The organism is Agromyces tropicus (genome assembly GCF_039531345.1).
In the GTDB taxonomy this organism is placed as follows: domain Bacteria; phylum Actinomycetota; class Actinomycetes; order Actinomycetales; family Microbacteriaceae; genus Agromyces; species Agromyces tropicus.
In genome coordinates this window covers 619,864-632,963 of sequence record NZ_BAAAPW010000001.1, presented here as the reverse complement: position 1 = coordinate 632,963, position 13,100 = coordinate 619,864, and the positions used below count along the sequence as shown (strand labels likewise).

The following is a 13,100-nucleotide window of genomic DNA, read 5'->3' as shown; positions in this document are numbered from 1 at the left end:
ACCGCGCCGGCGATGGGGATCGACGAGGTCGGCGCCCGCGCGGCCGACATCGTCCGCAACGTCGAAGCCGTGATCAGCGGCAAGCGCGAGGCCGTCACCGCCTCCCTCACGGTGCTGCTGGCCGAGGGCCACCTGCTCATCGAGGACGTGCCCGGCGTCGGCAAGACGATGCTCGCGAAGGCGCTCGCACGTTCGGTGGACTGCACGGTCAGCCGCATCCAGTTCACGCCCGACCTGCTCCCGAGCGACGTCACGGGGGTCTCCGTGTTCGACCAGGTGTCGCGCCGGTTCGAGTTCAAGCCGGGACCGGTGTTCGCGAACCTCGTCATCGGCGACGAGATCAACCGCGCGAGCCCGAAGACGCAGTCGGCGCTGCTGGAGTGCATGGAGGAGCGCCAGGTCACCGCCGACGGCACCACCTACCGCCTCGAGCAGCCGTTCACGGTCGTCGCGACGCAGAACCCCGTCGAGATGGAGGGCACCTACCCACTCCCGGAGGCGCAGCGCGACCGGTTCATGGCCCGGATCTCGATGGGCTACCCGGCGACCGCCGACGAGCTGTCGATGCTCGCGCACCGCGAGACCGCGAGCCCGCTCGACACCCTCGAACCGGTCGTCTCGCTCGCCGAGCTGCGCGCCATGATCGTCGCGGTCCAGCATGTGTTCACCTCCGAGCCCGTCAAGCAGTACGCGGTCGAGCTCGCGCGCGCGACGCGCGACGACCGCCAGCTCCGCCTCGGCGCGAGCCCGCGCGCGACGCTCCAGCTCATCCGGGCGGCGAAGGCGCACGCGGCCATGCACGGCCGGGACTTCGTCCTGCCGGACGACGTCGACGCGCTCGCCGTGCCCGTCCTCGCGCACCGCCTGGTGCCGACCAGCCGCGCCGTCGGCGGCCACGACCACGACGGGGGACCGCTCATCGACCAGATCGTGCGCCGCATCCTCGCGGAGACGCCGGTCCCGGTCGGCAGCGCTCGGAGGGAGTGATCGGGATGCCGCGCAGCCGTCGCGCACGCCACCCGGCGCGTCCGCGCCTGACGACGCGCGGCATCGCCCTCCTCGTCCTCGGCGGCGTGCTCTTCGGGGTGGCCCTGTGGTACGACCTGCGCGACATCCTGCTCCTGGCCGCCGTGGGCCTCGCGATGCCGATCGCGGCCCTCGGCTACCTCGCCGTGCGCCCGCCCGCGCTGACCGTGCATCGCACGTTCGAGCCGCCGGTCGTCGGCGCCGGGCACTCCGCCTCGGTCCGCCTGCGCGTGCGCAACCGCAGCCGCCGAGCGTTCGACGGCGCCCACTGGCGCGACCTCGCGTCGACGGCGCTCCGGACCCCGGCCGAGGCGATCATGCCGGCCATCGGCCGCGCCGAGGGCGTGCTCCGGTCGGGTGACGACGAGGTCGGCCTCGAGTACCGTCTCCGCACGCCGCGACGCGGGGTGTTCGAGGTGGGGCCGCTCCGGGTGTCGGTGACGGACCCGTTCGGGCTCGCCCGGATCGCGCGCGTCGCGGGCGGCGCCCGGGAGCTGGTGGTCACGCCGCGCATCACGGCCCTCGAGCCCGCCGTCGGCCTCGTCGCGAGCGTCGACGGCACGGTGCACGCCCTGCAGCGCCGCACCCACCCGAACAGCGACGAGCTCATCGCGCGCGAGTACCGCTACGGCGACCCGCTCCGTCGGGTGCACTGGGCGGCGACCGCCCGCCGCGGCGAGCTCATGGTGCGCGACGAGGAGCAGCGCGGCGATCCCGAGCTCCGGATCCTGCTCGACACGACGCTCGGCGGGCGGCTGCACCATCCCGGAGCGGGCTCCGCCCGCGACGGTGCCGATCCGCTCGACCCGGCGTTCGAGTTCGGCGTCGAGGTCGCCGCCTCGCTCGGCGTGCACCTGCTCGCGCGCGGCTTCCGCGTGCGCGTCGATCCCATCGACGATCCCGGCGGCGTCGTCGAGCCGATCACGCCCGAGGCCGGGGGCTACCGCGCCGCGGGCGGCGACGTCGCGCTGCTCGAGGACCTCGCGCGCCTCGACCCGCCGCGTCGCGACCCGGTCCGCGGCACGGCTCCGCCGGTGCGATCCGTGGCGCCGACCGCCGCCCGTCGCGACGCCCGGATGCCGGCGATCGCGGTGATCGTCGACCCGTCGGACGCCGCGGCGGAGACGCTCGTGGCGCTCCGCACGTCCGTCGAGCCCGCGATCGCGTTCGCCGCGGAGACGGTCTCCCGCGAGCTCGTCGAGCGGCTCGAGGACGCCGACTGGCGGGTGCTCCGCCTCCGTCGCGCCGCCGACCTGCCCGCGGCGTGGCAGGACGCCTGGCGGTCCGCGCGGGAGTCCGTCCGATCGGGGGGCCGTCGCGGTGCCTGAACGCTTCCCCCTCAGCCGTCCGCAGTCGCTCGCGCTCTCCGGCGCCAGCCTCCTGCTGATCCTGGTCGCCACCACGGCACTCGGCCCGCTGATCGCGGGGAGCGGATGGTGGTGGGCCGGCGCGGTCGTCGCGGTCGCCGTCATCGGCGGCGGTGCGGCGCTGCGCGCCGTGCGCACGCCGCCGTCGCTGGTGCCGCCGCTCGAGCTGGTCGCGATGCTGCTCGCGCTCACGCTCCTGTTCGGGGGATCGACGAGCATCGCGCTGGTCATCCCGACCTTCGATACGTTCGCGGTGTTCGGCGAGCTCGCGCAGGGCGCGCAGCGCACCATCGAGCAGCAGTCCGTGCCGGCCATCCCGGTGCCGGCCCTCGTCTTCGCGATCACCGTCGGCGTCGGGCTGATCGCGGCCCTGCTCGACCTGCTCGTGCAGACCGTGCGGGTGCCGGCGCTCGCCGCGATCCCGGTCATCGTGCCCGTGCTCGTGCCCGGGCTCTTCATCGAGGAGGGCGCCGAGGCGCCCGCGATCGTGCTCACCGCGGCCGTGTACCTGCTGCTGCTGCGCGTCGACGTGCGCGTCCGGAGGGCCTCCGAGCTGCTGCAGGAGGACGATCGCGCCGACGCGCCCATCGTGAGCGCTCCCCACCGCGCGCCGCTCGTGTCGACCATGGGCGCGTCGCTCGGGCTCGCCGCGGTCGGCCTCGTCGCCGCATCCGTCATCGCGGCCGCGACGCCGAGCGTGTCGACGAGCTTCCTGATCGGCACCGGCGGACCGGGCACGCTCTTCGCGCGCGGCGTGAGCCCGTACGTCGACCTCGGGCGCGACCTGCGCCGGCCGGACCCCGTTCCGGCGTTCTCGTACGTCTCACCGGACGGCGTGCGACCGTACTTCACGCTGCTCACCGTGGAGCGGCTCGAGGGCCAGGTCTGGTCCGGCACGGACCGAGCGGTCGACGGCGACCACACGCTCGGCAGCATCCCGACGCCCGACGGCCTCGCCGCGGACGTGCCGGCGGAGGCCAAGCGGATCGCGGTGCAGGTCGACCAGGTCCGCACGGCGTGGCTCCCGCTGCCGTACCCGTCGACCGAGGTCGACGGCGTGGACGGTTCGTGGTTCTGGGACCAGGGCACGCTCAACGTGCGCAGCGTGGACGCGACGACGCTCGGCCAGGACTACCGGCTCGTGCACCTGGACATCCGGCCCGAGGTGGGCCAGCTGCGCGCGGCACCGCCGCCCGCGCCCGGCGCGGTCGCCGACGACACCCGGAGCCTGCCCGACGACCTCCCGCCGATCATCCCCGAGACCGCCGCCGAGGTGACGGCGTCGGCGGCGACCCGCTACGACGCGGCCGTGGCCATCCAGCGCTACCTGCGGTCCTCCGCGTTCGAGTACTCCGAGAGCGCCCCCGTCGTCGACGGCTACGACGGCGCCGGCTTCGACGCGATCGCCGCGTTCCTCGAGCAGGGGAAGGGCTACTGCGTGCACTTCGCCTCCACCATGGCGGTGCTGGCCCGCGAGGTCGGGATCCCGTCGCGGATCTCGATCGGGTACACCTCCGGCACGCCGGGCGACGGGCGCGTCGACGGCGAGGTCGTGATCGAGGTCGACTCGCACGACCTGCACGCCTGGCCGGAGCTGTACTTCGAGGGCGTCGGCTGGGTGCCGTTCGAGCCCACACCCGGACGCGGCAGCGTGCCGGACTACTCGCGACCCAACGCCGGCCAGGACACCCAGGGCGTGATCCCGACGGGGCCCGCGGCGACGCCGGGCGCGACCGGGCGTCCCGACGGCGACCCCGACGCCCGACTCGGGCCGGGCGCCGGCGCGCGGACCGTCGCCGCCCAGTGGCTGCAGGTCGGGCTCATCGGCTTCGGCGTCGCGCTGATCCTGCTGCTGCCGGCCGGAGTCCGCGGAGCCGTGCGCGCCGGCCGCCGTGCCGCGGTGCGGGCGGGGGAGCGTCCGGCCGAGGCCGCATGGCGCGAGCTCGTGGCGACCGCGATCGACCTCGGCCTGCCGGTCGACGGCCGGAGGACGGTGCGGACGCTCGCGGCCGATCTCGCCTCGCGCCCGGCGTTCCGCCCAGCGGACGTCGGCGACGACGTGGGCGACGCCCGCGTGGACGGCGCGGGCGCACGCGCCTCGCTGGAGCGCCTGCGCGACGCGGTCGAGCGCGAGCGCTACGGTCGGGTCCGGGGCGCCCCGGCGTCCGGCGGCGACGGGCGCGCCGCCCACGTCGCCGAGCACGAGCGCCGGAGCGCGATGCAGGCCGACCTCGGCGCGGCCTCCGATGCGCTCCGGGCGGACGCGCCACCGGTGCGCCGCGCCGCGGCGGTGCTCCTGCCGGCGTCGCTCCGGCCGTCGATGCGGTCGGTCCTCGGCCGCAGCGCACCTCCCGGCGCGTAGACTGCTCGACCGTGGCCGATCAGCACTCCCCGTTCCGCGTCAACGTGCGCGACCTCGTCAACCGTCCCGGCGAGATGCGCGAGCAGCGCCTCGACGTCCCCGCATCCGACCGGTTCGGCGAGGGGCTCGTGTCCATCCACGAGGGATCCGAGCTCGAGATCGACCTGCGCCTCGAGTCCGTGCACGAGGGGATCCTCGCGACCGCGGACGTCGACGCGACGGCCGAGGGCGAGTGCGGCCGGTGCCTGACGGACATCGCGCTGCCCGTCCGAGTCGAGTTCCAGGAGCTTTTCGCGTATCATTCTGGGGAAGCTTTCGAGTATGAGGTTCAAGACGACCACGTGGATCTTGAACCGCTCATCAGGGATGCGGTAGTGCTGGCACTGCCCTTCCAGCCGGTGTGCCGGCCGGATTGCCCGGGTCTCGACCCCGAGACCGGGCTTCGTCTGGCCGATCATCCGGAGCTCGTCACCCATGAGCAGCCGTCCGATTCGCGTTGGGCTGCGCTCGCCGGGTACCAGGCTTCCGAAGACGAAGGCGCGGATCAGGGATCCGACGCCGACCAGCAGAGAGATTGAGAGAGAGTCATGGCTGTTCCCAAGCGGAAGAAGTCACGCGCCAACACCCACGCGCGCCGTTCGCAGTGGAAGGCCGAGGCCCCCACGCTCGTCAAGACCGTCGAGAACGGCAAGGTCACCTACAGCCTCCCGCACCGCGCCCGCGTGGTCGAGGACTCGGCGGGCACCCCGCTCTTCCTCGAGTACAAGGGCCGCAAGGTCGCCGACGTCTAGTCGGCCCGTGACGACGAACGACCGGTCGTGAGGCGCGCAGAGCGTACGGACACCGGGGTTGAGGAGCTCGCCGCGCTGCAGCGCACGCTGGGCGTCGAGCTCGACCCCGACCTCCTGCTCCTCGCGCTCACGCACCGGTCGTTCGCGTACGAGAACGGCGGCATCCCGACGAACGAGCGCCTCGAGTTCCTCGGCGACTCGATCCTCGGGCAGGCCGTCACCGTGAAGCTGTTCACTGACCACCCCGACCTCGACGAGGGCGAGCTCGCCAAGCGGCGCGCGAGCCTGGTGTCGAGTGTCGCGCTGGCCGAGGTCGCTCGCACGAACGGGCTCGGACCGTACATCCGGCTCGGTCGTGGCGAGACCATGACCGGGGGCGCCGACAAGCCGTCGATCCTCGCCGACACCGTCGAGGCGATCATCGGCGCGGTCTACCTCTCGCGCGGCGGCGAGGTCGCGACCGACTTCGTGCTGCGGCTGATCACCCCCCTCATGGAGGATCCGGACCGGTTCGGTGCCGCGATGGACCCGAAGACGAGCCTGCAGGAGATCGCGGCGCGCCGCAGCGCCCCCGCCCCGGCGTACTCGGTGAGCGAGAGCGGACCCGACCACAACAAGCACTTCGTCGCGACGGTCGTCGTCGGCGACCTCGTCCAGGCCACGGGCGAGGGCTCGAGCAAGAAGCAGGCCGAGATGGCGGCCGCGCTCGAGGCGTGGACCATCCTGAGCGACCGCTGACGTGCCCGAGCTGCCCGAGGTCGAGGTCGTGCGGGCCGGGCTCGCGCCGGCCGTGACCGGTGCGCGGGTCGCCGGGGTCGAGGTTCTCGACGTCCGATCCCTCAAGCGCCACGAGGCGGTGTCCGGCGACTTCGAGGCCCTGCTCACCGGCGAGCGGATCGAGGCCGCGGTGCGCCGAGGCAAGTTCCTGTGGATGCCGCTCGCGGGCGGCCAGGCGCTCGTCGGCCACCTCGGCATGAGCGGACAGCTGCTGCTGCGCACGCCCGACCATCCCGGCGACGACCGGCACGCGCGCATCCGCCTGCACCTCGAGCACCCCGAGCACGGCGAACTCCGCGTCGACTTCGTCGACCAGCGGATCTTCGGCTCGATGGCCGTCGACCGGATGGTGCCGACGCCCGACGGCGAGCCCGCGGGCTTCTCGGCCGACGTGACCGGCGCGTGGGCGCGATCGATCCCGTCGCAGGTGGCGCACATCGCCCGCGATCCGCTCGATCCCGCGTTCCGCGACGACCGGTTCGCCCGGGCCCTGGAGCGCCGTGATGCCGGCATCAAGCGCGTGCTGCTCGACCAGGGGGTCGTGTCGGGCATCGGCAACATCTACGCCGACGAGGCGCTCTGGGCGGTCCGCATGCACGGCGAGCAGCCGGCGTCGAGCCTGCGCCGGCGTCGCGTGCGCGACCTGCTGCAGGCCGTCAGGGAGGTGCTCGGCAAGGCGCTGGTGGAGGGCGGCACGAGCTTCGACGCGCAGTACGTCAACGTCAACGGCGCGTCGGGCTACTTCGCGCACTCGCTGAACGCCTACGGGCGCACCGGCCGGCCCTGTCCTCGCTGCGGGACGCCCATCGTCCGCGAGGCGTTCATGAACCGCTCCTCGCACCGCTGCCCGCGCTGCCAGCGACTGCGGACGCCGCGTCGGTCGCCGGACGCTGCCACGTCGACTCCAGCGCGAACGGGCGGAATCCCAGCGCCACGTTGATCGCGAGCATGTGGTCGTTCTCGTCCGCGTTCCACGTCACGACCCGGTCCCGCGACGGATCGGCCGCGGCGAGGGCGACCAGGTTCGCGAGCTTCAGCCGCAGGCCGAGCCGGTGGCCGCGGTGCGGCTCGAGCACGATGGTGTCCCACTGCTCCACGGAGCGCGAGCCGGGCGGCAGCGACAGCTCGGTGAAGCCCGCCACCGCGCCGTCGGGCGCGACGGCGGCGACCACGAGCGCGACACGGCCGACCTCGCGCGTGCGACGCTCGCCGTCGCGGATCCGCTCGCGGTTCCAGTGCTCGAGTCCCCAGGCGATGGCTCCGGTGGGCGGGTCGGTCGACATCCGCTCGTGCGCGATCGCGAGCGAGTCGACGAGCTCGTCCGGGGCGTGGTCGCGCCACGCCACGAGGCGGTAGTCGTCCTCCGCGTCCGCGACCGCCGCCGCGAGGCGGCGTCGGAACTCCGAACCGCGTCCGGTCACGTCGACGGAGCTGATGCGGTACAGCTGGCCGAGCGCATAGCCGTTCGCGAGCGCGAACCGCGCGGCCGGTGCGTCCGCCGGGATGTCGGCGTCGCCCTGGGGCGCGCGCAGCCGGGGACCCGACGGGTCGCCCGCATCGATCGGGTGATCGGCGGCGAGCACGATGCTCGGCCTCCCGGCCGATCGCGCGAGGTCCTCCGCGGCGCCGAGCAGGCGGGACCCGACGCCCCTGCGACGATGCTCGGGGTCGACGCCGAGCACGTCGACGTGGGACGTGGACTCGGCGTCGTCGCGCTCCCACTGCACCTCGACGAGCCCGACGAGCCGCCCGTCGTCGAACGCGCCGATCCCGGTCTGCTTCGCGAACTCGGCGCGGCGCAGCTCGTGCAGCACCTCGAGGGGCCGACGGGTCAGGTCCGCCGTCCCGAGCGACTCGACGTCGAGTCGACGGAGGAGGTCCGCGTACGCGACGAGCTCCCCGGCGTCCGGCCCGTCGACGCTCCCCGGCAGCCGGATCGGCCGGACCTCGACGGTCATGACGTTCCCCCTCGGTCGTGCGGTCGCTGCCAGCAGGCGGACAGCCCCCGTGGTTCGAACCCGAGGGCGACGTTGATCGCGAGCATGTGCGCGTTCTCGTCGGCGTTCCAGGTGTAGACGTCGGTGCGTTCCGGCGCCGCCTCGGCGAGCCGGACGAGGTTGTGCAGCTTCAGCAGCATGCCGAGCCCGTGACCCCGGTGCGCGAGCACGACGAGCGTGTCGGACTGGTACGCGATGCGCTTGCCCGCGGGCAGCTCGAGCTCGGTGTACCCGGCGACGGTGCCGTCCTCCGCGACCGCCGCGGCGACGAGCAGTCCCGTCGCCCCGTCCGCGTGCTCGGCCTCGTGCGCGCGCACCCGTCCGGCGTCCCACGTCTCCTCGTCGATCGTCGATCCGCCCGCGGGCACGTCGAGCGCCATCCTGGCGCGGGCGGCGGCGTACGCGTCGACGAGGTCGTCCGGAGCCGGGCCCGTCCAGGCCACGAGGCGGTAGCCGGCGGATGCGGCGGCGTCCCGGCGCTCGGCGAGCATGCCGCGGAACCCGTCGGCGCGCCCGGTCACGGTCAGGCCGCTGACGCGCTCCAGCTGCTGGAGTTCGTAGCCCCGGGCGGCGGCGAAACGGGAGGTCGGCAGGTCCGCCCGGAGCTCCGCGTCGCCGTCCGGCGGGCGCAGCACGTCGTCGCCGACGGCGAGTTCGTCGCGCGCGTGGTCGGACCACGCCACGATGGTGGGACGTCCCGCCTCCTGCGCCATCCGCTCGGCTTCGGCGAGGAGCGCCGTGCCGACGCCGCGACGGCGGCGGCCCGGCGCGACCGCGAGGACGGTCTCGGCCGCGCGGGCGCCGTCCCGGAGTTCCCAGGCCATGCGCGCGGCGCCGATCAGGTCGTCGCCCTCCCAGGCGCCGATGATCGCGCGACCGCGGTAGTCGGACGGCCGGTAGTTCGTCGCGAGCTCGGTCGCCGACATCGCGAAGTGGTCGTGGCCCCAGATGTCGAGGTCGACGTCGGACTCGAAGCGCGCGAGCCGTTCGAGTTCGTCGAGCGCGTCGGGTCGCGCGGCGCCCGCGCCGGCCTCGGGGACCCGGATCGGCCGGATGTCGATGGCCACGGTGCCCTCCCTCCGCCGCCCTCCGGGCAGCCTGCCAGCGTACGGCGCCGGAGGGCGCGCGGCAATGCCCGGCGGCGACCGGATGACCGCCCGGCGGCGGGGGAGCGCGGGCGAGCGCCACCCGCTCGGGTACGCTCATCCGAGGCATCCGCACCATCACGCCGCGACCCCGGGGGGACATGTACCTCAAGAGCCTCACCCTCAAGGGCTTCAAGTCCTTCGCGCAGCCGACCACCTTCGCCTTCGAGCCGGGCGTCACCTGCATCGTCGGGCCGAACGGCTCCGGCAAGTCCAACGTCGTGGACGCGCTGGCCTGGGTCATGGGCGAGCAGGGCGCGAAGACGCTGCGCGGCGGCAAGATGGAGGACGTCATCTTCGCCGGCACCTCCACGCGAGGGCCGCTGGGGCGTGCCGAGGTGCGGCTCACGATCGACAACGCCGACGGCGCCCTGCCGATCGAGTACACCGAGGTCACGATCTCGCGCACGCTGTTCCGCAACGGCGGCAGCGAGTACGCCATCAACGGCGAGCAGTGCCGACTGCTCGACGTGCAGGAGCTGCTCAGCGACTCCGGCCTCGGCCGCGAGATGCACGTCATCGTCGGGCAGGGCCAGCTCGACCAGGTGCTCCACGCGAGCCCGGAGGACCGGCGCGGCTTCATCGAGGAGGCGGCCGGCATCCTCAAGCACCGTCGGCGCAAGGAGAAGACGCTCCGCAAGCTCGACGCCATGCAGGCCAACCTCACGCGACTGACCGACCTCGCCTCCGAACTCCGCCGCCAGCTGAAGCCGCTCGGCCGCCAGGCCGAGGTCGCCCGCGAGGCCGCGGGCATCGCCGCCGTCGTCCGTGACGCGAAGGCGCGGCTCGTGGCCGACGAGGTCGTCGAACTGCGGCGCGCGCTCGACGCCGCCGGCCGCACCGAGCACGAACGGCACGCCGAGCGGCTCGTGCTGCAGCAGGAGCTCGAGCGGCATCAGGCGCACATCGCCCGGCTCGAGCAGGCCCAGGGCGGCGACGACGTCGACCGGGCTCGCGCCGCCGGCTTCGCGCTCGAGCAGTCGGAGGCGCGGCTCCGCTCGCTCGACTCGCTCGCGCGCCAGCGGATCGCGCTGCTGTCGGCGGCCGACGACGGGGCGGATGCCGCGCCCACCGTCACGCTCGCCGACATCGACGCCGCCCGCGCCGAGCTCGACGGCATCCGCGGGAGCGTCGGTGCGGCCGCCACGGGCCTCGAGCAGGCGTCGGCCGCGACGCGCGACGCGCGTTCCGCGCTGGACGCGGTGGACGAGGAGATCGCGGCCCAGGCGGCCCGCGTGAGCGAGTACGACCTGCGCGCCTCGCAGCTCTCGGGCCGGGCGGATGCCGCGGCGTCCCGTCTCGCGGCCGTGCGCGGCGAGGTGCTGCGCCACCGGAACGCGCTCGAGGCCGCGCAGCTGCGGCGCGAGGCGGCGGGTGCCGACCTCGCCGGGGTCGAGGCGGAGTCCGACGCGGACCCCGGCTCTCAGACCGACCTCGATGAGGCGTACGAGCTGGCGCAGGCCGCCGTGTTCGAGGCCGAGGGCGAGATCGAACGCCTCCGCGAGGCGCTGCACGAGCGCGAGCGCGAACGCGACGCCCTCGGCGCGCGCGTGTCGGCGCTCTCGCTCGCGCTCGACCAGAAGGACGGCTCGGCCGCGCTCGCCGCGTCGGGCACGGACGGGGTGCGCGGCCTGCTCGCCGAGCACCTGCGCGTCGAGCCCGGGTACGAGGTGGCCGTCGCCGCGGCGCTCGGCCCGCTCGCCGAGTCGGTGCTCGTCGACGACCGCGCGGCCGCGCTGCGGGCCGTCGACACGGCCGCGACCGACGACCTGGGCCGCGTCGCGCTCACGATCGCGGACGCGGGCGGGGCCGCGCCGGAACCGCTCGGCGTGCCGGGGCTTGTCCCGGCCGCGGACGTCGTGACCGCGCCGCCCGGCATCCTCGCGCTGCTCGCCGAGGTGCTCGTCGCCGAGGACGTCGACGCCGTCCGCGCCGCGGAGTCCGCGCTGGCCGGCACCGACCGCCCGGCGACCGTCATCACGCGGGACGGCACCGTGGTCGGCCGGTACGTCGTGCACGGCGGCTCCGGCCGCACCCAGAGCCGCATCGAGCTGCTCGCCGAGCGCGACCGCGCCGGCGCCCGGCTCGAGGAGGTGCGCTCCGAGATCGAGCGCGCCCGGTTCGACCTCGACGAGCAGCGCGGCGCCGCGGAGCACGCTCGCGCGCAGTCCAAGCTCGCGCTCACCGCACTGCGGGAGTTCGACGCCCAGCTCGCCCAGCGCACCGAGTCGCTCAACCGCGCCCGCGTGCAGGCCGAGGCCGCTGAGGCCGAGACGGAGCGGCTGGCCGACGCGCTGCGCACGGCCGAGGAGCGCATCGCCGAGGCCGAGCGCGCCGGGACCGAGGCGAAGGACGCCGTCGAGGCTGCACGTGCCGAGCCCCGCCCGGTGCTCGAGGCGGCTCGTCGCGACGGCGCCGTCGCCGCCCTCGAGCGCGCCCGCGAGGGCGAGGTCGAGGCGCGACTCCGACTCGAGACCGCTCGTGAGCGCGTGCGCGCCGAGGAGGCCCGCATCGTCGCCATGGAGCGCCAGCACGACGCGGAGCGACGCGCCGCGGAGGAGGCGGCCCGACGCACCGTCATCCGCCGGGCCCAGCTCGCGTCCGCGCAGCGGGTGGCCGACGTGCTTCCGCCCGTCCTGGCGTCCGTGGGCCGGTCCGTCGCCGAGGCGCGCGTCGCCCTCGCCGCCGCCGAGGCCGAGCGGGCGAGCCGCAACGAGGAGGTCCAGGCGGCCCGGCGTGCCGAGGCATCCGCCCGGGAGCGCCTGCAGGCCGTCACCGAGGACGTGCACGGCCTCGAGCTGCGCATCTACGAGAAGAAGCTCCACGTCGGCTCGCTGATCGAGCGCGCCGAGAGCGAGCTCGGGCTCGGCGAGGAGGTGCTCGTCGCCGAGTACGGCCCCGACCAGCCGATCCCCGTCGACGGCGATCCGGAGGCCGAGCCGCGGCCCTTCGAGCGGGCCGAGCAGCAGAAGCGCCTCCAGGCGTCCGAACGCAAGCTCGCGCAGCTCGGCCGGGTGAACCCGCTCGCGCTCGAGGAGTTCGCGGCGCTCGAGCAGCGCCACCAGTTCCTGCAGGAGCAGCTCACCGACCTCGCGAACACCCGCAAGGACCTGCTCACGATCATCGAGGAGATCGACGGCCGCATGGAGTCGATCTTCCGGTCGGCGTTCGAGGACACGCGGACCGCGTTCGCCGAGGTGTTCCCGATCCTCTTCCCCGGCGGCGAGGGCCGGATCGCGCTGACGAACCCGGACGACCTCCTGACCACGGGCATCGAGGTGAGCGTGAAGCCGGCCGGCAAGAAGATCGAGCGGCTCTCGCTGCTCTCCGGCGGCGAGCGCTCGCTCGCGGCCGTCGCGCTCCTGCTCGCGATCTTCAAGGCGCGGCCGAGCCCGTTCTACATCATGGACGAGGTCGAGGCGGCGCTCGACGACGCGAACCTCGGGCGCCTGCTCACCACGTTCGAGGACCTGCGCGAGTCGAGCCAGCTCATCGTCATCACGCACCAGAAGCGCACGATGGAGATCGCCGACGCGCTCTACGGCGTCTCGATGCGGCAGGACGGCGTGTCGGCGGTCGTCGGGCAGCGGGTGCGTCAGGAGCTCGCGAGCGCCTGACCCACCGCGCCGGCCCGA

At 74.6% G+C, this 13,100-nt stretch carries 10 protein-coding genes; 8 read left to right on the top strand and 2 right to left on the bottom strand.

The genetic code is table 11. From position 1 onward, the window contains the following. Window positions 1-12 precede the first annotated feature (12 nt). Genes ABD230_RS02970 through mutM form a run of 7 tightly spaced genes read left to right on the top strand, consistent with a single transcriptional unit; the run spans window position 13 to window position 7,263 of the window. Window positions 13-987, top strand: a complete 975-nt coding sequence (locus ABD230_RS02970; RefSeq protein WP_344370109.1) for an AAA family ATPase — start codon at window positions 13-15, stop codon at window positions 985-987. A gap of 5 nt (window positions 988-992) precedes the next feature. Beyond that, window positions 993-2,354, top strand: coding sequence for a DUF58 domain-containing protein (locus tag ABD230_RS02965; RefSeq protein WP_344369319.1), 1,362 nt, complete (start codon window positions 993-995; stop codon window positions 2,352-2,354). Continuing rightward, entirely contained in the window at window positions 2,347-4,755 is a 2,409-nt protein-coding gene (locus ABD230_RS02960; protein WP_344369318.1) for a transglutaminase TgpA family protein, read from the top strand. Before ABD230_RS02965 ends, ABD230_RS02960 begins: the two co-directional genes overlap by 8 nt. Before the next feature lie 11 nt (window positions 4,756-4,766). Beyond that, entirely contained in the window at window positions 4,767-5,333 is a 567-nt protein-coding gene (locus ABD230_RS02955) for a YceD family protein (protein WP_344369317.1), read from the top strand. 9 nt (window positions 5,334-5,342) lie between these two features. Continuing rightward, entirely contained in the window at window positions 5,343-5,546 is a 204-nt protein-coding gene (gene rpmF / locus ABD230_RS02950) for a 50S ribosomal protein L32 (RefSeq protein ID WP_092669520.1), read from the top strand. Between the two features lie 27 nt (window positions 5,547-5,573). Next, window positions 5,574-6,284, top strand: a complete 711-nt coding sequence (gene rnc / locus ABD230_RS02945; protein ID WP_344369316.1) for a ribonuclease III — start codon at window positions 5,574-5,576, stop codon at window positions 6,282-6,284. A 1-nt stretch (window position 6,285) separates the two neighbouring features. Continuing rightward, on the top strand, window positions 6,286-7,263 hold the full coding sequence (gene mutM, locus ABD230_RS02940) for a bifunctional DNA-formamidopyrimidine glycosylase/DNA-(apurinic or apyrimidinic site) lyase (protein ID WP_344369315.1): 978 nt from the start codon (window positions 6,286-6,288) through the stop codon (window positions 7,261-7,263). On the opposite strand, the gene ABD230_RS02935 is transcribed toward mutM, so the two are convergent. Together ABD230_RS02935 and ABD230_RS02930 are read right to left on the bottom strand one after the other, a co-directional pair. Next, window positions 7,145-8,281: a GNAT family N-acetyltransferase gene (locus ABD230_RS02935; protein ID WP_344369314.1), complete on the bottom strand. Its 1,137-nt coding sequence runs from the start codon at window positions 8,279-8,281 to the stop codon at window positions 7,145-7,147. The genes mutM and ABD230_RS02935 overlap by 119 nt on opposite strands. Then, window positions 8,278-9,387 (bottom strand): GNAT family N-acetyltransferase, encoded by a 1,110-nt coding sequence (locus ABD230_RS02930; RefSeq protein ID WP_344369313.1) that lies wholly within the window; start codon window positions 9,385-9,387, stop codon window positions 8,278-8,280. The genes ABD230_RS02935 and ABD230_RS02930 overlap by 4 nt, the downstream gene beginning before the upstream one ends. A 179-nt stretch (window positions 9,388-9,566) precedes the next feature. Between ABD230_RS02930 and smc the strand changes: the two genes are divergently transcribed. Further along, the gene (smc, locus tag ABD230_RS02925) at window positions 9,567-13,082 is read left to right on the top strand and encodes a chromosome segregation protein SMC (protein ID WP_344369311.1); all 3,516 of its coding nucleotides are present in this window, start codon (window positions 9,567-9,569) and stop codon (window positions 13,080-13,082) included. Window positions 13,083-13,100: the final 18 nt, after the last annotated feature.

Excerpts from the sequence above, each read along its gene's own strand:
- ABD230_RS02935 (WP_344369314.1), bottom strand. The coding sequence starts at position 8,281 with ATGACCGTCGAGGTCCGGCCGATCCGGCTGCCGGGGAGCGTCGACGGG.
- rpmF (WP_092669520.1), top strand. The coding sequence starts at position 5,343 with ATGGCTGTTCCCAAGCGGAAGAAGTCACGCGCCAACACCCACGCGCGC.
- smc (WP_344369311.1), top strand. The coding sequence starts at position 9,567 with ATGTACCTCAAGAGCCTCACCCTCAAGGGCTTCAAGTCCTTCGCGCAG.
- ABD230_RS02970 (WP_344370109.1), top strand. The coding sequence starts at position 13 with ATGGGGATCGACGAGGTCGGCGCCCGCGCGGCCGACATCGTCCGCAAC.
- ABD230_RS02965 (WP_344369319.1), top strand. The coding sequence starts at position 993 with ATGCCGCGCAGCCGTCGCGCACGCCACCCGGCGCGTCCGCGCCTGACG.